Source organism: Moraxella caviae (genome assembly GCF_002014985.1).
In the GTDB taxonomy this organism is placed as follows: domain Bacteria; phylum Pseudomonadota; class Gammaproteobacteria; order Pseudomonadales; family Moraxellaceae; genus Moraxella; species Moraxella caviae.
Window position 1 is genome coordinate 14681 of sequence record NZ_MUXU01000004.1, and the last position, 21138, is coordinate 35818.

Genomic DNA, 21138 nt, shown 5'->3' on the forward strand with positions numbered 1-21138 from the left:
TTTTGTTACAATGACAAGACCAACTTGTCAAATTTTGGGAGTATTTTATGAGTATCAAATCAACGTTTAAATCAAGTGCGGCTTTGGCATTTTTGGCGGCAGGCGCATTGTCACTGACGGCGTGCGCCACCAGCACGGCAAAGCCAGTCGCTCACAAACACGCTCACGCAGTAAAACACAACCATCAAGGCGAAAAATTGAGCAAAAAGAGCATTGAAGCACGCAATAAAGCCAATGTGCTGGCGTTTTATGAAATGACATTTAACCAGCACAAAGTTCAAGAAGCGACCGATTTGTACATCGGCAAAGAATATCTGCAGCACAACCCAACCGTGGCTGATGGCGGTCAAGCATTCGTAGACGCATTTGCGCCATTTTTGGCAGAGCATCCGCAGTCGCACGCCATCGTCAAGCGTGTGATGGCTGATGGTGATTTGGTGATGGTGCACGTTCACAGCAAATTGCACGCCAACGATCTTGGTGAAGCGGTGGTGGATATTTTCCGCCTTGATGATGAAGGTAAAATCGTGGAGCATTGGGACGTAATCCAAGCTGTGCCAGAAAAAACCGAAAGTGGGCGCACCATGTTTTGATTGATGGTTTTTTGGGTGGAGGTTAGGCGTGAGTTTATAAATTTAATTCCAATTTTCAAACTTACACCAAATCCAATTTATCAAATAGACAAAAAACACCGCCAAAAGACGGTGTTTTTCTTGTTGAGTCAAACGTAAATTTTACGTCTAAACCTTATTTATATCACAAGCGCATATCACGCCAAACGTGCAATGATTTCATTAAACGCAGCGCTTGGGCGCATGGCGGCGCTGATTAGCTCACGATCGGCAGCATAATAGCCGTTCACATCAACCGCTTTGCCTTGTACGCCATTTAGCTCATTGATGATGGCGCTTTCTTGGGCGGTTAGGGCTTTGGCAATCGGTGCAAACTCTGCTGCCAAAGCACTGTCTTTGCTTTGTGCGGCAAGCTCTTGCGCCCAGTACATCGCTAGGTAGAAATGGCTGCCACGGTTGTCAATTTCGCCTGCTTTGCGTTTTGGCGATTTGTCGTTTAGTAGCAGTTTTTCTGTAGCTGCGTCTAGTGCGTCTGCCAATACTTGCGCTTTGGCGCTGCCTGTTTTTTGTGCGGTATGCTCAAGGGATACTGCCAATGCTAAAAATTCGCCAAGGCTGTCCCAGCGCAGATGGTTTTCTGCGTTGAACTGTTGAACGTGCTTCGGTGCGCTACCGCCAGCGCCAGTCTCAAACATACCGCCGCCGTTCATCAAAGGTACGATTGACAGCATTTTGGCACTTGTACCTAGCTCAAGAATTGGGAATAGGTCGGTTAGGTAGTCGCGCATGACGTTGCCTGTTACGCTGATGGTGTCTTCACCATTTTTTAGGCGTGTCAAGGTGTGTTTGGCGGCTTCTACCAGTGGCAAAATGCGAATATCTAGCCCAGCAGTGTCAAGCGTGGCAAGGGTTGCGTTCACTTTTTTAATCAGCTCAGCATCGTGCGCACGCTTTTCGTCCAGCCAGAATACCGCAGGCATACCGCTTAGGCGTGAGCGATTGACCGCAAGCTGTACCCAGTCGGTGATGGCTGCGTCTTTGGTTTGGCACGCACGCCAGATGTCACCAGCTTGTACGTCATGGCTAAGTAGCACATTGCCCGCTTCGTCAATCACTTCTACTTTACCGTCTGCTGGGATTTCAAAAGTTTTGTCGTGTGAGCCGTATTCTTCAGCCTTTTGCGCCATCAAGCCCACGTTTGGCACAGTACCCATGGTGGTTGGGTCAAATGCGCCATGCTCTTTACAGAAATCTACCACCGCTTGATACAGACCTGCATAAGTGCTGTCTGGAATGGTGATTTTGGTGTCTTGCAGTTCGCCGTGGCGATTCCACATACGACCAGATGAGCGAATCATCGCAGGCACAGACGCATCAACGATGATGTCGCTTGGGACGTGCAAGTTGGTAATGCCTTTGTCGCTGTCCACCATGGCAATGTCTGGACCATTGGCATAAGATTGTGCGATCAGGGTTTCTACGCCAAGACGAGTGTCGGCATCTAGCTTGTCAAGGTTGGCAAATAGGTTGCCCAAGCCGTTATTGACATTCACGCCTGCTGCTGCGAGCTTATCGCCATGTTTTTCAAATACAGGGGCGAAAAAGGCTTTTACCGCATGACCAAAGATGATTGGGTCAGACACTTTCATCATGGTGGCTTTCATGTGCAAGCTAAACAGCACACCTTGCTCTTTGGCGTCTTGGATTTCTTTGCTTAAGAAAGACACCAGCGCGTTTTTGTTCATGACGGTTGCGTCTAGGATTTCACCTGCTTTTAGTGGCAGTGGCTTGCGCAAGGTGGTTTTTTCGCCAGCTTTATCGGTGAATACGAAGTTTACTGTGGTTTCGCTTGGCACAGTAACCGATTTTTCATTGTGATAAAAATCGTTTGCGCTCATGGTGGCGACATGAGTTTTGCTGTCTTTTGTCCATGCGCCCATAGAGTGCGGGAACTTTTTGGCGAAATTTTTCACCGCTTTTGGCGCACGGCGATCTGAGTTACCTTCACGCAAAACAGGGTTTACCGCCGAGCCTTTGACACGATCATAGCGTGCTTGAATTTCTTTTTGTTCGTCTGTGGTGGCTTCGCTTGGATAGTCAGGAATGTTGTAACCTTTGCTTTGTAGCTCTTTGATGGTGGCAAGCAGCTGCGGTACAGAAGCAGAGATGTTTGGCAACTTAATGACGTTGGCTTCTGGGCGTTTGACGAGTTCGCCAAGCTGTGCCAGCGCGTCAGGTTTGCGCTGTGCTTCGCTTAGGTATTCAGGAAATTGCGACAACACACGCGCAGCAAGCGAGATGTCGCTGGTGATTACGTCAATGTCAGAACTTTTGGTAAAGGCTTGGATAATCGGCAAAAGAGAATGAGTGGCTAGGGCAGGGGCTTCATCGGTATAAGTATAGATGATGGTTGATTTCATAGATAAACTCCAGTTTATGTTTGGTTTTGTGAATGTTTGAAAAAGCAAGCGATTCGTGCGGTTTCGTCCTTGTTTGAGTGGCGCGCCATACATCGCTTGGGTGTCCGCCCAGTAAACCAGCCTGATAAATGATTTAATGACTTATCAAGCGTTGGGTGCTATATGCAACAAGGCATACGCCAAAAGCGTGGCTGGTCGCATATCAAATTTCTATCCATTTTTCACCGTGATATTTTAGCATTTTTTTTGGGTGTACGACCATGCTTTTTCTGTGATGGGTTTATATAAATCATTTATTTAAAAAATGGTATCATCATTGGTTTTGATTTTTACATAAATTGATGAAATGTTGTTATAGATTGTGGTGATGAATGATGAAAATACGCTTGTCGTCTTATGTAATTCTACTTGATTTGATAATACAGCACACATTTACTCATTGCAAGCTGGTATAAAACTTGAAAATCTGCGCACAATCCTTATTTTAAAAAGCGGTAAATTTTATTTTGGGAGATGTTATGACAACGCAAACCGAACACGTTTTTGAAACCGAAGTTACCCAGCTTTTGCACCTTGTAACGCATTCTTTGTACTCAAATCCTGACATTTTTGTGCGTGAATTGGTGTCTAATGCGTCTGATGCGTGCGATAAATTGCGCTTTTTGGCGACCAGCGATGACAGCTTGTACGAAGGCGACAGCGAACTTGCCATCAAGATTGAAATTGACAAAACTGCCAAAACCCTGACCATCAGCGACAACGGCATTGGCATGAATGAAGCGGACGCCATTGAAAATTTGGGCACGATTGCCAAATCAGGCACAAAGGCGTTTTTGGACAAACTTTCTGAAAGCGATAAAAAAGACGGCAATCTGATTGGACAATTTGGCGTGGGCTTTTATTCTGGCTTTATCGTGGCGGATAAAATCAGCGTGGAGAGCCGAAAAGCAGGCGAACCAAGCACTAAAGGCGTGCGCTGGGTGTCGGACGGCACAGGTAAATTTACCACCGAAACCATCACCAAAGACACGCACGGCACCAGCATTACCCTGCATTTAAAAGATGAATATCAAGAGTCAGAAGATGGTGAATATGGCTACCTAAACCGCCATAAAATCAAAGCCTTAGTGTCAAAATACTCAGACCACATCAGCCTGCCAATCCAAATGCGCAAGGAAGTTTGGCAAGAAGATGCCGACCAAGACGAAGATGCGCCTGTGCCAAGCGGGCAGATGATTGAAACGGACGAATGGGAAACCATCAACAAAGCGTCTGCGCTGTGGACACGCACGCCAAGTGAGATTGGTGATGATGAGTACAATGAATTTTATAAAAACATCAGCTATGATTTTGCCGACCCTTTGACGTGGACGCACAACCGCGTGGAAGGCCGTGTGCAGTACACTCAGCTTTTGTACATTCCTAAAAAAGCGCCCGTGGATTTGTACGCGCGTGAACACCAGCGTGGGTTAAAATTGTACGTTAAACGTGTGTTCATCATGGACGACGCTGAGCAGCTGTTGCCTGTGTATTTGCGCTTTGTGAAGGGTGTGATTGACACCGCTGATTTGCCGCTGAACGTCAGCCGTGAGATTTTACAAGAAAGCCGTGATGTCAAATCCATTCGTGAAGGCAATGCACGCCGTGTTTTGACCATGCTGGCAAGTCTTGCCAATTCAGAAGATGCGGATAAGCAAGCCAAATTTGCCGAGTTTTATGCTGAATTTGGCGATGTCATCAAAGAAGGTTTGGGCGAAGATCAAGCCAACCAAGAACGTATCGCCAAGCTGTTGCGCTATCACACCAGCACCACCGATGGGCTAAGCACAGGTTTTGCTGATTATAAAGCACGCATGAAAGATGGACAAAAGGCGATTTATTATTTGACGGGTGAAAACTTAGCCAGCGTGAAAAATTCGCCGCAGCTTGAGCTGTTCAACAAAAAAGGCATTGAAGTGATTTTAATGACTTCGCGCGTGGACGAATGGGCGATGAATTTCTTGACTTCGTTTGACGGTACACCACTACAAAACATCGCCAAAGGGGCGGTGGATTTGGGCGATTTGACCGATGAAGCGGAAAAAGAAGAAGCGCAAAAGGCGGAAGAAAACCTAAAACCTGTGGTGGAGCGCCTAAAAACCACGCTGGGCGATAAAGCCAAAGACGTGCGAGTGTCTACACGTTTGGTGGACAGTCCTGCGTGTTTGGTGGTGGGCGATGGCGAGCTGACACCGCAAATGGTGCAAATGCTTAAAGCGATGGGTCAGCCTGTGCCTGATGTCAAGCCGATTTTGGAGATTAACCCAACGCACCCATTGATTGGCAAGCTGGAAAACAGCGGCGATTTTGATGATTTGGCGAGCGTGATTTTTGATCAGGCTTTGCTTGCCGATGGCGGACAGCTTGACGATCCAGCAGGCTATCTAAAACGTGTCAATGCGCTGCTTTTGAAATAAATGAAATTTGCACGGATCAAGCGGTACAAATTCGTGCAAATTTGCTTGGCAGGCATTTGGCAAACATTTAGCAAATAGCTGACAGGTGTTTGACGAGCATTTGATAAATCAAAACCCCAAAGGCGGTGCGCTTTTGGGGTTTGTTGTTGGCTTTGATTTTGTGTTGTAAAAGCAGCGTTGGTAATGGTATTATGAAAACAGCGTTATTGAAACAGCAAATCCACATCAAAACTGAGCTCAGGAAAATTCACCGAATGTGCGGTGTGGTTTTCGCCGCGCACATAAGGACGCTCACCCACAAATACGCCATCTTTAAGCGCATAAATCAGCAGCGTGCCTTCGTTGGGGTTGATAATCCAGTATTCACGAACCAGCGCTTCTTGATATAAGTCAAACTTAATACTCATCTCTTTTTTGGAGTTGCTGGGCGATAAAATCTCCACCACCAAATCAGGCGCGCCTAGGCAGCCTTTTTCGTCCAGTTTGGATAAATCGCACACCACGCACAAATCGGGCTGCACGACCGTTTCAATTTCTTTTTTGGGATTGTACAGACGCACATCAAAAGGTGCGGTGTATACACGGCAGGGCTTTTGGTAAAAAAATCTGTCCAAAACACGGTTGGTGTTTTGTGAAATGTCCTGATGAAAACGTGTGGGCGCAGGACTCATCGCAAGGATTTTGCCCTTAATCAGCTCAATTTTTTCTTTGAGTTGCCATGTCAGATAATCAGCATAAGTGTAATGCTTATCCAAATCCAGCTGTGATAAATGCGTGATGGTTGTCATGGTTTTATCCTTTGGTTGGTTTTGATTAGCATGGCATTAAAGCGAAAACTTGTCAAGTATCCGCTTGTCAAATCCATAAGCCAAATGCTTTAATTGCGCTTTGGCTGCCCTGATTAAGGCTTGACAGTATTAAGGCTTGGCAATCCCATCAAGCAGCGCCAAAAATCCTTTCATATACGCAAGCTCACGGCTGTTTTCACGCACGCTGGCGTACAGCTGGCAATGCACACCATCACCCAAAGGTCTTGACACCACCCAGCCTTTTTTCTCATATTCTGCCGCCACCCAGTCGGGCAATGCCGCCACGCCACGCTCGCTTGCCACCAGCTGAATCAGCATGGCGGTAAGCTCTGTGGTGCGCACAGCTTTTGGCTTGATACCCGCAGGCTCTAAAAACTTAGCCATCACATCAAGGCGAGACTGCTCCACAGGATAAGCAATCAGCGTTTGGTCTGCCAAGTCATCAGGCGTGATGGCATCACGGCTTGCCAAAGCGTGCGCAGGCGACAGCACAAGGCGACTTTCGTAGGTGAATAGCGGTACATAATGCAATCCGTCAATGGGCAGATTGCTTGCGGTGATGAGTAAATCGATCTCATCATCAAGCAGCATTTGGTGCGGCTCTGGCTCAAATCCTGTGGCAAAATCCAGCTCCACATCGCTGTACGCCTTGCGGTATTCGTTCAAAATCGGCATCAGCCAATCAAAGCAACTGTGGCATTCACTTGCTAAGCGTAATCTGCCCGCTTGCCCGTGCGCCAGCCTGCGAATGTCGGCTTTACTGCGCGCGACTTGCGGTAAAACGTTATTGGCAAGGCGCAAAACCACTTCGCCAGCAGGGGTGAGCTTGATGGGGCGTGTGCGGCGATCCACCAAGGCGATGTCATAATAATGCTCAAGGTCTCGCAGCTGGTGGCTGACGGCGGACGCGGTGCAGTTGAGCTCTACGGCGGTGGCGGACAGTGAGCGGTATCTGGCAAGGGCGGAAAACATTTGTAAATGGCGGATTTCTAGCATGATGACCTAACTTTTAGCATGATGGCTTGGTGGATAATTTTGGGTGAGATTGGTTTGGATTTATGGGTTTGAAGCGTTGTCTTTTAAAACCACACCAAGTTGCTCTAAGTCATCATGCACCAGTTGTTTGCGTGCAGAAAGTGGTGTGTTTTCATGGATTTGCATATTGAGTGCATAAGAAACAACTTGTGCATTTGGCATGATGGCAAAGCCCGCCAGCCAGCCTGTTTTGGGGTATGCGCCTGCACTCAGGCCAGTTTTGCCATAGATGTGAGTTTGATTGATGGCGGTATCATACAGCATGGCACGCACGGCAGCTTGAGTGCTGTCAGAGACGGCAAGCTCATTAGTGGCAAGGGCGTGGACAAATTTGACTTGTTCTTTGGGTGTGATTTGCAGCTCTCCATTGAGCCAAAACTCATCAACTGCGTTACCAATTTTGCCATTGCCATAATTTAAACGCGTAAGTTGCTGGCGCATGGCATCAAGCCCAACTCGGCGAGCAATCTGCTGATATACAGGTACGGCAGACACACGCATGGCTTCACTCAAGGTTAAATCACGCTCCCAGTCTTTCAAGGCACGTTTTTCACCATGCCAAATAAATACTTCGTTTGGGTTGGTAACACCCTGCTCAATGGCGATGATGGCGTTGGCAATTTTAAAGGTGGAAGCAGGAGAGTAGTAAGTGTCTGCTCTTTGCAAGGCGTTGCCGTAGGCGTGAGTGTGTTTACCGTCATAAATCACCAGCACGCCTTTGGTGTGTAGTTCGTCAAATAGCTGCGCAATGTGTTGTTGATGTTCGCTGTTGCCTAAATCTAGCGCGAGATGAGGTGCGACAGCTTGGTTTGTTAATGCCTTATAAGTATGCGTCATCTTGTCTTGTGTGGAAGTATGGCAGGCGATGAGCGTGCTGGCAAGCGTTGCCAAGAATGCAAATTGTGTTAATTTCATGATAAAAACTCCAATAAATTGAGCAATTTTCATTATAACATAAAATTATTTACAGTTATAAAAATTTTCATCTTATTTTGAGAAACTTGATTTTTATTCATGATGATTTTCGGTTATGATATACAACATAAAAATTATTCATCAAAATTTAAATATGATGAATAATTTTAAACTTAAAAGGCGAAAACTTGCTGGCATGGTTGTTCATTGTACAGCTGACCGCAAGCCAAGCCGTATCGCATGACAAACATTTAAGGAGATTTTATGACGCTCACCTCTCATATTTTGGGCTATCCACGAATTGGCGACAAACGCCAAAGTAAATTTGCGCTGGAAAAATACTGGAAAGGCAAGGCGAGCAAGGCAGACACGCAGGCGGCATTGCAAGCGGTATTTGATGATAACATCGCCGAGCAGCTGAACGCTGGGCTGTCTGTTATCACCACAGGTGATTTTGCGCATTATGATTTGGTGCTGACGCAGGCGGTTGCTTTTGGGGTGCTTCCTAAGCGATTTGCTGGCGCGGAAAAATTAGATACCTTTGACCGTCAGTTTTATTTTGCGCGTGGGCGTGATCACACAGGGCAGCTTGCCGACACTGCGGCTTGGCAAATGACGAAGTGGTTTGACACCAATTATCATTACCTAGTGCCAGAACTTGATAAAAATCAAGACTTTAGTAATACAGATTTTAGCCAAATTTTTAAGCAAGTGGCGGACGCCAAAGCCATCATTGCCAAGCGTGGTGCGCAAAATCCGCTCAAAGTGGTGCTGGTTGGGCCGCTGAGCTTTTTGTATTTATCAAGCATTAAAACAAATGAGCAAGCGCATTCGGCAGGCTGTGGCTGTGGGCATGGCGCAAGTGCAGACGTGAGTGCAAATGACGATGATAAATTGGCGCTTTTGGATAAGATTTTGCCTGTGTATGCTGATTTGTTGGCGCAGCTTGGCGAGCAGGGCGTGGAATGGGTGCAGCTTGACGAGCCGATTTTGTCGCTGGATTTGCCAAACCACTGGCAGCAAGCCTTTGAGCGTGCTTATAATGGCTTGCAGCGCACACCGCCAAAGCTGATTGTGGCGAGCTATTTTGACACGCTGGGCAATAATTGTAACGTGGCGGTGAATTTGCCTGTTTCTGGCATTCACATTGACATTACGCGCGCCAAATCGCCTAAGCAGTATGCCGCACAAGTGATTGACCAGTTGCCCACGCATAAGATTTTATCCATTGGCGTGGTGGACGGCCGCAGTGTGTGGACGACCGACCAAGTGGCGGCAAGCGATGTGCTGACGGCGGCTTATGAACGCTTAGGCGAGCGTTTGTGGGTGGGGTCTGGTTCTAGCCTTTTGCATTTGCCTGTGGATTTGGCGCATGAAACCTTGCCAAGCGCATTGCACGGCAAACTTGCTTTTGCCAAGCAAAAATTAAGCGAAGTGGCGCTGTGCGCACGCCTTGCCACAGGGGAAATTGCGCCTGATGACACGGCAAGCCAGATTAAGCTGACACCGCTGGCAGACACTGCCAAAGTGCGTGCAGGCGAGTTTGCTGAGCGCTATGCCAAGCAAAACGAGCGGCTGAATTTGCCATTATTGCCAACGACCACCATCGGTTCATTTCCGCAAACTGACCAAATTCGCAAGGCACGCAGTGATTGGAATAAGGGCGTGATTGACGATGCAGCTTATGAGCGCGCCATGAAAGCAGAAATCCAAAAGGCGGTGGACGAGCAAGAAAAGCTGGGCATTGACGTGCTGGTGCATGGCGAAGCTGAGCGCACGGACATGGTGGAATATTTTGCCAAATATATGGACGGTTTTTGGCTGTCAGCAAACGGCTGGGTGCAAAGCTATGGCACGCGCTGTGTGCGTCCGCCGATTGTGGTGGGCGACATCAGCCGTCCTAAGGCAATGACGGTGGATTGGACGGTGTACGCCCAAAGCCTGACGGACAAGCCAATGAAAGGTATGCTGACTGGGCCTGTAACGATTTTGAACTGGTCGTTTGCGCCAAGTGATGCCGCAAGCCGTGATGTTTTGCGCTTACAAATTGCCGAAGCCATCAACCAAGAAGTGAGCGATTTGCAAGACGCTGGCATTGCCATCGTTCAGATTGACGAGCCTGCGTTTCGTGAAGGCTTGCCGCTCAAAACCGCCGACCAAGCGCATTATTGGCAGCAGGCGGTGGCAGCGTTCAAGCATTCTTGCAGCATTGCCCACAAGGACACGCAAATTCATACGCACATGTGCTATTCATCGTTCCATGATTGCTTGGCGCACATCAGCGCGATGGACGCAGACGTGATTACCATTGAGACGGCACGTTCTGGCTTGCAGCTGTTGGACGCTTTTAAGGGCAATGGCTATCATAACGCCATCGGCCCCGGTGTGTATGACATTCACAGCCCACGCACACCATCGGCAAACGATATGCAAGTGGTGATTGATGAAGCGGTGAAATATGTGCCTGTGGAAAGACTGTGGATTAACCCTGACTGCGGATTAAAAACGCGTGGCTGGGAAGAAACCATCGCCGCACTGGCTAATATGGTGAGCATGACTAAAGCGGTGCGTCAGCTGTATTCGTAATCGTTTTTATCGTCAATGAAAAACCGCTGTTTGATTGCAGCGGTTTTTTGACTTTTTGATTTTTGTTGGGATTTTGGGCTGGGAATGTAGGCTGGGTTAGTGAAGCGCAACCCAACTTACGAACTTCGCTAAATCCAATTTGCAAACCGCAAATCAACTTACGAACCGCAAACCAATTTACGAAGTTTACCAAATCCAACTTACAAGCCGCAAACCAGTCGGCAAGTTTAAACCAAATTTCGCATTTTTTTTAGCGTCTTGGCGCATAAAAGGGCGCATAATACGGCACAGGCGCAAACCATGGGTCATGCCAAAATGGATTGCGATACATAGAGCCATAAGGATAATATGGATAATCAAAGCGTCTGAGTCGCTCGCCCATTTCGTACTGCTCAAGCCCCATCATGTTGGCGTGGTGCAGCTCGTCCAGATTTTGCTCGCACACGCCTGTCAATTCACGTCCCATGCGCCCAAGGTTGTAGGCGGTTTCTTTGGTGCAATATTGGGTCAGTCCTTTTTGTCTGCCTGCTTCCCATTCGGCGCGGTTGGGGGTGATGTCTGTGCTAGCGCAGAGCTTTTGATAGTGTAAAATGCGCTGAGCGCTGTGTCCTACCGCGCCGTCTGCTTCGCCAAGCGTTTGCCAGTTTAGACTTGGGCAATCTGTACTGCTGATGCGTGGTGCGGACGTGGTGGCGCAGCCTGCCAAAGTCAGCACGCCAAATGCAGCAGCAAGTAGGATTTTTGGTGAATTGGTGCAAGATTTTGCCAAAAGTGCGGATTGATTATGTGATGAAAATTTACTGGTCATGATGATGGCTGGATAAAGATGATGGCTGGATAAATTTGTGTGATTTTGGATTTATCATAGCACGATTTTAGGCATTTGAAAAAAGTATTTTGTTGGGATTTGTTGTCAGATTTGGGTTTGGTGAGCTAAAAACGGCAAAACAAAACCCCGCACAAGGCAGGGTTTCGTCACAGAACAAGCGTGGATTACACGTCTTCTTCTTTATATTGTGGTACTGGCTTTTTAAAGCCGCCTGTCTTAATGCCAAGCCACACAAAGCCGATGGCCGCCCAGAACAGACCAACTTTAAAGGTCAGTCCGTCCACTTTTAGCCACATCAAGAATACGCTGGCGAAGCCCAAAATCGGCACGATGACGTAGTTGAAAATCTGCTTGAAGTTATTCACCATCTTATCGCGAATTGCGTAACGGAAAATTACTGAGATGTTCACAAAGCTAAATGCTGTCAATGCACCAAAGCTGATTAGGTTTACCACGCTTTCAAGGCTGATGAAGCCTGCGGTCAATGCCACTGCGCCAGCGACTAAGATGTTGTTTACTGGCGTGAATAGTTTTGGGTGGATTTTACCAAAGAAGTTTTTGCCAATCACGCCATCACGACCCATCACATACATCAAGCGAGATACGCCTGCGTGTGCTGAAATACCAGATGCCATCACGGTTACAATCGCAAAGCCCAGCACGATTGCTTGGAACAGTGAACCGCCCACCAACATTAGGATTTCTGGCTGTGTTTCATCAACCAGCTGGAAGTAAATGCTTGGGTCTGATGGGAAGAACGTCTGCATGAAGTAGGTGCTGATGATGAACACCAAGCCTGCAATCAGTGTGGTAAGAATCATCGCTTTTGGCAGGGTGTTTTTCGCATCTTTGGTTTCTTCTGCTAGGGTTGATAGTGCGTCAAATCCTGTGAACGAGAAGCACAAGATGGTTGCACCAGTAATCAATGCCGCGACCGAAGTCATGTCGTCCCAAAACGGCTTTAAGCTCCACAGCTCATAAGCGTTTTCTACCAATGTACTATCGGCATAAGTACCCATTTGTAGCTTGCTGTACACCAGATAAGTGAACACCGCAATCACCAAAAGCTGCACAAACACAATCCAGCTGTTAAAATAGGCGACCACTTTTGAGCCAAATAGGTTAATGCCTGTCATAAAGGCAGTCAAACCGATGACCCATACCCAGTGATTGACCGTTGGGAACAGTGCTTCAAGGTAAATCACCGCCAAGATGATGTTCACCAAAGGCGACAGCAAATAGTCAAGCCAGCTAGACCAGCCAACCATAAAGCCCATAGATGGATTGATGGATTTTTGGGTATAAGTGTAGGCAGAACCTGATGATGGATAGGCTCTGATCATGTGTCCATAGCTGATAGACGTCAGCAAAATCGCAATCAAAGCAAAGATGTACGACATCGGCACATGACCGCCACTGTCGCGAGAAACCATGCCGAATGTGTCAAGCAGGGTCATGGGTTGAATGTACGCCAAACCGATGATGATGACGTGCCAAAGTCCGAGATTTCGCTGCAATTTGGCAGCTTGAGCAGTAATAGGTGTACTCAACGTAGAGTCCTCCAAAAGCGTGCGTAAACGCAAAAAAGAGAAAAGGCGTTGGGGTGCTTAATACCGTTATCAAACTTACTTTTGGCAGATAATTCACTAGGGATTAAAATCTGTTAGCGGGCGTGTTTGAGATTTGATTATGCTATCAACTCCAAAATTACGAATACGAATGAATGTTTACAAAAATAACAAGCAAAAGAAAAACCCAAAAGCGCAGTGAGCAATTTTTGGGATTTAGTCGCTTATTATATCAATAAATTGTAGCAAAGCCAATACATAAGCGCAAAATTTCACAAGATTTGTGCAGCTTTGCGCAATATTTTTGTAACTTTGGTGGTTTGGTAACGTGTGGCGGTAGGGATTGGCTTGGATAATTGTTTTTGTTGGCGTGGGTTAGCCGCCTTTGAGCGTCAGGCTGCGTCCGCCATCTACCGCCAAAATCTGCCCTGTGATATAAGGCGCACTTGCCAAAAAGACCACTGCATTAGCGATGTCTTGGGGCGTACCAACACCGCCTAATGGCACAGAATCGGTGAGTGTTTTTTGGGTGTGAGCGTCCAATTCGCTGCTGTTTTCAGGAAAAATATTCACTCCGGGGGCGACGCCATTGACCCGCACAGCAGGCGCAAATTCAAGCGCCAAAGACTGCACCATCATCAAATGCGCTGCCTTTGCCATGTTATAAATCGGATAGCCGACAAAGGGCTTATCCTTGGCGTGAATGTCTAAAATGCTGACAATCGCACCATGATTTGCACTCAGTGCGTCTTTTAAGGTGTGGCTTAGCAGCAGCGGCGCTTTGGCGTTGGTCAAGAATAAATCGTCCCAGTGATTAAGCAGCGTCTGCGCTGTGTCAGCGTGCAAGTCAGACGCATAAAAGCTGGACGCATTATGCACAAGCAAATCCAAGCCGCCAAATTGTGCCAGCGCCTGCGCACAAAATTCATCTAAAGCGTGTGTGTCATTCACCACGTCAAGCGCAGCGCAGATGACGCTTGCTGAATTTGGGCGTGCGTGGTTTAGCGTGTCTGCTAGGGCGTGCGCTTCTTGGGTGGATTTATGGCAATGAATGATGACGTGCCAGCCTGCGCTGTGCAAGGCGGTGCAGATGGCTTTGCCAATGCGTTTTGCGCCGCCTGTGATTAGGGCGATGGGTGCGTGCTTTGCGGTGTGTGTTTTCATGGGTTTGTGGTTTGTTTTTAAAAAGTTGTTTTAAGCTGGGTTTTGTTTTATCAAGCTGCCTTTAAAACGTTGGGTTGCGTTACCGCTAACTCAACCTACCATCTAATCCGATTTGTGATTTGGATTAAAAGACGATAGGTAAGTTGGGTTGAGCTTGCAAAAACCCAACAAATTCAAGAGCATACCTAAAACCGTTGGGCTGTGCTTCACTAGCCCAACTTACAAGCCATATCAATCAATGCGTCCAATGCCACCAAACGCAAACGCGCCAATTCATCACCGATGGCTTTACCTGTTAAAGTTTTATCCACTTGGGCAATGCCAACGCTGTGATAGGCGGCGATGGCATGGCTGATGAAATCTTGGCAGGCGTGCTGGTCGGCGGCGTGCGTGTCGTTCAAATGGCAAACTGCGTCAATCAAAGCAAAAATCATGGCGCAATCTTTGTGTGCTTTGGTGTGTTCAAGCAAGGCGAGCAAAGTTTTGCCATCAATAAATCTGCCGCTGGCCGTATCGTCAGACTTGCCAGTATCGCACAATGACAACCCTGTGATAATACCGCTCACGGTGTGATAATGCGCCAAAAACAGCGAGGCAAGCGTCTTTACGGCATTGGGCGGCATGAGTGCGTCAAAGGTGCGTGCCAAGGTGGTGTTTGCTGCGACATTTGCCGTGCCGCTTGGCGCATGAGTTGGTAAAAATGCCGAAATAAGTAGGGCAAATTTGATAGCGATGGCGAATTTTTCTTGATGGCTTTCGCTGTTTTTGGTGGTACAAGCCCTTGATAATGCTTGAAAAGTGCGTGTGCGCAGAGTGCGATTTTGCCACGCCAATGCCAAATCTGGCAGGATTTTCACCAAAATCCCCAAATCGTCCAGCAGCTCAAAATACGCAAAAGCGTGCGTCTCACCCAGCGCCTTGACGCTTTCTGTCCAAATGCGCTCACGGCTTAGATGGTGAAGTTCGCCGCTGTCTGCGATGGCTTGCATCAGGCGCGCGGTGTCTGTATGGACGTGAAAACCTTGCGCATAAAACCGCGCATAAAACCGCGCCACACGCAGCACACGCAAAGGGTCTTCGGCAAAGGCAGGTGAAATGTGGCGCAGCAGCTTATCCGCCAAATCCTGCTGTCCGCCATAAGGGTCAATCACCGCGCCCACAGGCGTATCGTCAAACAAACCTACAACCTGAATCGCCATGGCGTTAATCGTCAAATCACGGCGCAGCAAGTCATCTTCTAAGGACACGCCAGCGGTGTCCACGCTAAAGCCTTGATAGCCCTTACCAGTCTTGCGCTCAAGGCGCGCCAAGGCGTATTCGTGATGGCTTTTTGGGTGTAAAAACACAGGAAAATCTGCGCCCACTTGGGTGAATCCTGCGTCCAGCATGGTGCTTTGAGTCGCACCCACGACCACAAAATCTTTATCCTTGATGGGTAAGTTTAATAAAGCGTCTCGGACTGCGCCGCCGACCAAATATACGTTGAGCGTTTGCATGGATTTTTAAATGATTGATTTAATTGTATTTTTGTTATTTTCGGCTGAATTTTAAAGTTGAAATTTAAAGCCAAAGCCAGAATTTAAAATCAAGTTTTAAGTCAAAGTTTTAAGAGAATTGTAAATTAAAGTTTGGCATCGTCCGCGCTTATTTTACCCGCCTTGATGAGCGTTTCTAGGCTTGATGATAGGGTAATCATGCCGTCATTTGCGCCTGTTTGCATGGTGGATTGGATTTGAGCAAGTTTATTTTCACGAATCAAATGGCGCACCGCAGGCGTGGCAATGAGCAGCTCGTGCGCCGCCACACGCCCACCGCCAATTTGCGGCAGCAGCGTCTGACTGATGACGGCTTGCAAAGACTCAGACAGCATGGCACGAATCATCGCCTTGTCATGCTCGCCAAAGACATCAATAATGCGGTCAATCGTCTTGGCGGCGTTCATGGTGTGCAGCGTGGCAAGCACCAAATGCCCCGTCTCAGCGGCACTCAGCGCAAGGCGAATGCTTTCTAAATCACGCAGCTCGCCCACCAAAATCACGTCAGGATCTTCACGCAGCGCCGCTTTTAATGCCAGCTCAAAACTTGGCGTGTCGGTGTGTAATTCACGCTGATGCACCAAGGCGGATTTGGGCGTATGCACAAATTCAATGGGGTCTTCAATGGTGATGATGTGCGCTTGGCGAGTGCGATTGATGTGATCAATCATCGCTGCCAGCGTGGTGGATTTGCCTGAGCCTGTCGCACCTGTAACCAGCACAAGTCCTTGTTTTAGCGTGCTAAGTTCGGCAAGTTTTTGGCGGATGTTGTCATTAAGATTAAGCGTTTCTAGGCTTGGCACTTCTTTTTTAATGTGGCGAAAAACTGCCGCCACACCACGATTTTGCCAAAAAATATTGGCACGAAATCTGCCCACGCCCGCCAATTCCAGTGCAAAATCCAGCGATTTTTGGCGGTGCAATTCGTCTTGCTGCTGCGTGTTCAGATGCGCGCTTAATATTGCCCATAAATCGCCTGCGGTTAAAGGCGGCAAATCGCAATACACAAGTTTGCCGTCCACACGCATGGCAACGGGCATACCAGCCGACAAATGCGTGTCAGAAGCCAAGTGGCGCGTGGTGTAGCGCAAAAAATCAGCAAGCGTTGGCGTGGTCATTTTAACTCACCTTGATGATGGGCGTTTATGTATTAAAGCACGTTTTTTGGTGGGTGAAAAGGGCTTGGGTGAAATTTTGTTGGGCTGATTTGGGCGTGTCATGTGCTGTGGGTTGGTTTTTGGTTTGTTGAAGCGGTTGGTTGTTAAGTAGGTTGTCAATCGCAAAACCAATCACCAAAACCGCTTAAAAGATTGCGCTAAAATGTGCTAAACTAAGCGTAATTTCTTATTATAAAAGGTTTTTATCATGCCAGACAGTGCAAATTCACCGTTAAACGACACCGAAAAATCACAGCTACTCGCCAATTATCAAGCCGTGCTTGATGAGCTTGCCAAGTGCAACGAAGCGGCTGGGCGTGCGCAAAATGGTGCGGCATTGCTTGCGGTATCAAAAACCAAGCCCGCTGCCATGCTGCGTGCGCTTTGGCAGGCGGGGCAGGTGGATTTTGGGGAAAATTATCTGCAAGAAGCATTGGCAAAACAGGCACTGCTTGCTGATTTGCCCATCGTTTGGCATTATATTGGCAGCATTCAGCGCAACAAAACCAAAGACATTGCGGCGCATTTTGACTGGGTGCATACGCTTGAGCGCGGCTTGATTGCCAAAAGATTGAGCGAGCAGCGTGGCGAGATTTGCCGCCAAAATCCAAGCGTGCCGCCTTTAAATGTGCTGATTCAGCTAAACATTGACGATGAAGCGAGTAAATCTGGCGTGCTGCCAGATGAGCTGTTTGCGCTGGTGGACGAAGTGGCGCAGTTGCCAAATCTGTGCTTGCGTGGGCTGATGATTATTCCTGATAAGGCAGGTTCGGATGCGTTTGTGCGCACGCAGGCACTGTTTGATGAAGTGCGCGCACGTTTTGATTTGCCGCAGTGGGACACGCTGTCTATGGGCATGAGCGGCGATATGGCGCAGGCGGTGGCGCACGGCTCAACGATGGTGCGTATCGGCACGGCAATTTTTGGGGCAAGGGATTATGCGTGAGTGGTGGTGTATCGTAAGTTGGATTTAGGGCGATTGTAAGTTGGGTTGGCGTCAGCGTAACCCAACATTTTATAAGACAAACTAAGCTCAAAAACGTTGGGTTTTCGCAAGCTCAACCCAACTTACAAACCGTTCAAAAACCGTTCGTAATTTTAAAAACCGTTGAAAAAACCGTTCGTGATTTGAAAAAACCGTTCGTGGTGAGCCTGTCGAACCATGGGCGGTTTTTTTTAATCTTTTAACAGGTCAAAACCTCCACCAGTTCACCCTTCGACAAGCTCAGGGCGAACGGAAAGTTACCAACAAATTTAAGGCGAACGGCAGGGCGCAAGCTCAAGACAAACAAAACCCCCCCATCCAAAACAAAACCCAAACACCATCGGCATTTGGGTTTTGTTTGTATGAATGGCTAAATTTGCGCAAATGGCAAATGATAAGCAGCTTAGCCCTTAATCGCCCAGCCGTTTACCAAAGGATAGCGGCGTTCACGACCAAAGGATTTTTTGGTGATTTTTGTGCCGATTGCACCTTGGCGGCGTTTATGCTCCGCACGATCCACCAGACTTAGCACACGCTCCACCAGCGCAGGCTCAAAGCCAGCCGCACAAATCGCCTTATAGCCCAAATCTTCATCAATGTACATTTTTAAGATGGCGTCCAGCGTGTCATAATCAGGCAGGCTGTCTTGGTCGGTTTGATCCGCGCGCAGCTCAGCCGATGGCGCACGCGTGATGACACGCTCTGGAATGACAGGGTTATCCTCTAGGCGGTTGCGGTAGTTGGCTAGGCGGTACACGTCCGTTTTGTACACGTCTTTTAGCACATCAAATCCGCCCACCATGTCGCCATACAGCGTGGAGTAGCCGACTGCGTTTTCAGATTTGTTGCTGGTGCTGATGACCATATGCCCATAAGTGTTTGACAGTGCCATCAAAATCGTGCCACGAGCGCGTGCCTGCAAGTTTTCTTCAGTCGTGCCGTTCGCCTCGCCCACAAACAGCGGTGCCAGCGTACTGCGTAGGCCGCCCACCGCATCATGAATTGGGCAGACGGTATAAGACACGTTTAGGCGCGCGGCTTGAGCGGCGGCGTCTTCTAGGCTGATGTTTGACGTGTATTCATATGGCATCATCACTGCATAGACCTTATCTGCGCCCAATGCGTCCACCGCAATGCACAGCGTCAGCGCGCTGTCAATACCGCCAGACAGCCCCACAATCACGCCTTTAAAGCCTGAGCGATTCACATAATCACGCAGTCCCACGACCAAGGCTTGATACATTTCAGATTCTTCAGACAGTGCCAAAGGCGGCTTGGCTTGGGTGTCAAAGCGCTTGGCAGCCGCGTCAAACTGCGCCATAATCAGCTGATTTAAAAAGCGTGCGCCTTCGTGGGCGATTTGCCCGTCTGCCTGCATGATGAGCGAGCCGCCATCAAAGACGATGTCATCTTGTGCGCCTACAGTATTGGCATAGATGATGGGCAGTTCGTGCTTTTTGGCTTGGCTGTTTAGCAGCTCTTTACGCTGAGCTTGTTTGCCGATTTCAAATGGTGAAGCGTTCAGCACCACCACCAAATCCGCGCCTTCGTCTTTAAGCGCCTTAATCGGTGCGTCATGCCAAATGTCTTCACAAATCAAAAGCCCAATGGTTACGCCTTTATAGTCAAACAAGACATGATTGCGCCCTTTGGCAAAGTAGCGGCGTTCGTCAAAAATGCCATAATTTGGCAAATGCTGCTTATGATAAAAGCCTTTTTGTGCGCCGCCTTGCAAGATGGCAGCGGAGTTGAACGTGCCGTGATGGTCAATGTGCGGATAGCCCAAAATAATGACGATGCCTTCGATCTGCGCCAGCTCGTTCATGGCGTTTTTGACACGCTCGGCAAGCGTAGGGCGCAGCAGTAAATCTTCTGGCGGATAGCCGATGAGCGATAGCTCTGGGAAAATGACAATATCCGCGCCTTTGTCCTTGGCGTCCAGTGCCAAAGCACGCATTTTTTTGACGTTGCCTGCGATGTCGCCCACCCAAAAATTGGTCTGCATGATGGCAAAGGTAATTGCGCCATTGCCTAAAGCTGCCGTGTTTAGTTGGTAGGCCGTGTTATCGGTGCTGTTTTGATTCATGGCTTCATAGTCGGTTTTGTTTTTTGACATTGTTGTTATCCTAAAATGATGTAATGCTTGATTTGGTGTGATTTGCCAAGCAAGCTGGCGCACGTCTTGTGTGCCGTTGATTTGGTTGGTGTAAAAATTTGTAAAATTTGTGCGATTTGCCTAATGTAAAAAGTCTTCGGTTTTCTTAAGTTCACCCTTCGACAAGCTCAGGGCGAACGGAAAGATTTATTAAAAAACCAAAAAACCGCTTGTGATTTTAAAAACCATTCTTGACGAACCCAAAAATCCGTTCGTGATTTAAAAAAACCGTTCGTGGTGAGCTTGTCGAACCATGGCGGTTTTTTTGGGTTTAAGCCTTCATCAAAAACCGCGCCACGTCCACCCTTCGACAAGCTCAGGGCGAACGGGAAATAAAAATCACGGGCGGTTTTTTAGACTAAAATACCCACTATGTCCACCCTTTGACAAACTCAAGGCAAACGGTAGGGTGTATACAAACCCCAATCCCTTGTGATTTATGTCAAGACACGCTTAGGCACCGTTAGTATAGCACGTTTTTATGGGCTTTGAAATTTATTTCATGCTTTGTTTTTGGGTGTATTTTTGGTATAGTGGTGGGCTGATTTTGTGGTAAATTGGTTTTGATTTGGTTTAAGGTTGAAAGGTTCGTATGTTTGCTTTTATTATTAACGTCATTATCATTTTGATTGTGATGAAAGTGTTTTTTAAATTCATGTATCCCAAGCCGCCCAAGGCATTTTTTGCACAGGCAGGCGATGACACAAGTCTTAGACGCTGTGCGCATTGTGGGCATGAGTTGGCGACTTATCGGGGGATTTTACTCGTTGATGGCGTGGAAGTAACAAAAAAGACGGACGACACACCAGACACCGCCAATGAGCTGTTTTTTTGTAACGATGAGCATCGGCAGGGGTTTTTTGCCGAGCGTGGAGAAAAGGGATAAGTAGGGGATAAAATCTGTTCGTAGCCCAAAAATCCGTTCGTGGCGAACTTAAAAAACTTTCGTGGT

15 protein-coding genes are annotated in these 21138 nt (G+C 47.8%); 5 read left to right on the top strand and 10 right to left on the bottom strand.

The window, feature by feature from the left end; translation table 11 throughout:
* Positions 1-47 precede the first annotated feature (47 nt).
* On the top strand, positions 48-593 hold the full coding sequence (locus B0181_RS00345) for a nuclear transport factor 2 family protein (RefSeq protein WP_078275512.1): 546 nt from the start codon (positions 48-50) through the stop codon (positions 591-593).
* Positions 594-769: 176 nt separating this feature from the next.
* On the opposite strand, the gene B0181_RS00350 is transcribed toward B0181_RS00345, so the two are convergent.
* Positions 770-2992: an NADP-dependent isocitrate dehydrogenase gene (locus B0181_RS00350; protein ID WP_078275513.1), complete on the bottom strand. Its 2223-nt coding sequence runs from the start codon at positions 2990-2992 to the stop codon at positions 770-772.
* Between the two features lie 518 nt (positions 2993-3510).
* Between B0181_RS00350 and htpG the strand changes: the two genes are divergently transcribed.
* Complete coding sequence (gene htpG, locus B0181_RS00355; RefSeq protein WP_078275514.1) at positions 3511-5448, top strand: molecular chaperone HtpG; 1938 nt, start codon at positions 3511-3513, stop codon at positions 5446-5448.
* A gap of 203 nt (positions 5449-5651) precedes the next feature.
* On the opposite strand, the gene B0181_RS00360 is transcribed toward htpG, so the two are convergent.
* From B0181_RS00360 to blaOXA, 3 genes are all read right to left on the bottom strand, one after another.
* A complete protein-coding gene (locus tag B0181_RS00360) occupies positions 5652-6236 on the bottom strand; it encodes a Uma2 family endonuclease (RefSeq protein ID WP_078275515.1) in 585 nt (194 codons plus the stop codon).
* Between the two features lie 129 nt (positions 6237-6365).
* A complete protein-coding gene (locus tag B0181_RS00365) occupies positions 6366-7253 on the bottom strand; it encodes a LysR family transcriptional regulator (RefSeq protein ID WP_078275516.1) in 888 nt (295 codons plus the stop codon).
* A gap of 60 nt (positions 7254-7313) precedes the next feature.
* Entirely contained in the window at positions 7314-8207 is an 894-nt protein-coding gene (gene blaOXA, locus B0181_RS00370) for a class D beta-lactamase (protein WP_158078912.1), read from the bottom strand.
* A gap of 264 nt (positions 8208-8471) precedes the next feature.
* On the opposite strand from blaOXA, the gene metE reads away from it, so the two are divergent.
* Positions 8472-10793 (top strand): 5-methyltetrahydropteroyltriglutamate--homocysteine S-methyltransferase, encoded by a 2322-nt coding sequence (gene metE, locus B0181_RS00375; protein ID WP_078275518.1) that lies wholly within the window; start codon positions 8472-8474, stop codon positions 10791-10793.
* Positions 10794-11043: 250 nt separating this feature from the next.
* Here metE and B0181_RS00380 read toward each other — a convergent pair whose 3' ends face one another.
* The 5 genes from B0181_RS00380 to B0181_RS00400 all read right to left on the bottom strand — a co-directional run bounded on the left by B0181_RS00380 (position 11044) and on the right by B0181_RS00400 (position 17007).
* Positions 11044-11601 (bottom strand): DUF2799 domain-containing protein, encoded by a 558-nt coding sequence (locus tag B0181_RS00380; protein ID WP_078275519.1) that lies wholly within the window; start codon positions 11599-11601, stop codon positions 11044-11046.
* Between the two features lie 185 nt (positions 11602-11786).
* Positions 11787-13172 (bottom strand): APC family permease, encoded by a 1386-nt coding sequence (locus B0181_RS00385; RefSeq protein WP_078275520.1) that lies wholly within the window; start codon positions 13170-13172, stop codon positions 11787-11789.
* Positions 13173-13565: 393 nt separating this feature from the next.
* Positions 13566-14354, bottom strand: coding sequence for a pteridine reductase (locus tag B0181_RS00390; protein ID WP_078275521.1), 789 nt, complete (start codon positions 14352-14354; stop codon positions 13566-13568).
* A 209-nt stretch (positions 14355-14563) separates the two neighbouring features.
* Positions 14564-15850 carry a tRNA nucleotidyltransferase/poly(A) polymerase-related protein gene (locus tag B0181_RS00395; RefSeq protein ID WP_078275522.1) on the bottom strand — a complete coding sequence of 429 codons (1287 nt, stop codon included), beginning with the start codon at positions 15848-15850 and terminating at the stop codon, positions 14564-14566.
* Positions 15851-15975: 125 nt separating this feature from the next.
* Positions 15976-17007, bottom strand: a complete 1032-nt coding sequence (locus B0181_RS00400) for a type IV pilus twitching motility protein PilT (protein ID WP_078275523.1) — start codon at positions 17005-17007, stop codon at positions 15976-15978.
* A 247-nt stretch (positions 17008-17254) separates the two neighbouring features.
* Between B0181_RS00400 and B0181_RS00405 the strand changes: the two genes are divergently transcribed.
* Complete coding sequence (locus tag B0181_RS00405; protein ID WP_078275524.1) at positions 17255-17992, top strand: YggS family pyridoxal phosphate-dependent enzyme; 738 nt, start codon at positions 17255-17257, stop codon at positions 17990-17992.
* 442 nt (positions 17993-18434) lie between these two features.
* On the opposite strand, the gene B0181_RS00410 is transcribed toward B0181_RS00405, so the two are convergent.
* Entirely contained in the window at positions 18435-20147 is a 1713-nt protein-coding gene (locus B0181_RS00410) for an NAD+ synthase (protein ID WP_078275525.1), read from the bottom strand.
* 631 nt (positions 20148-20778) lie between these two features.
* Between B0181_RS00410 and B0181_RS00415 the strand changes: the two genes are divergently transcribed.
* Entirely contained in the window at positions 20779-21072 is a 294-nt protein-coding gene (locus tag B0181_RS00415; protein ID WP_078275526.1) for a hypothetical protein, read from the top strand.
* Positions 21073-21138 lie beyond the last annotated feature (66 nt).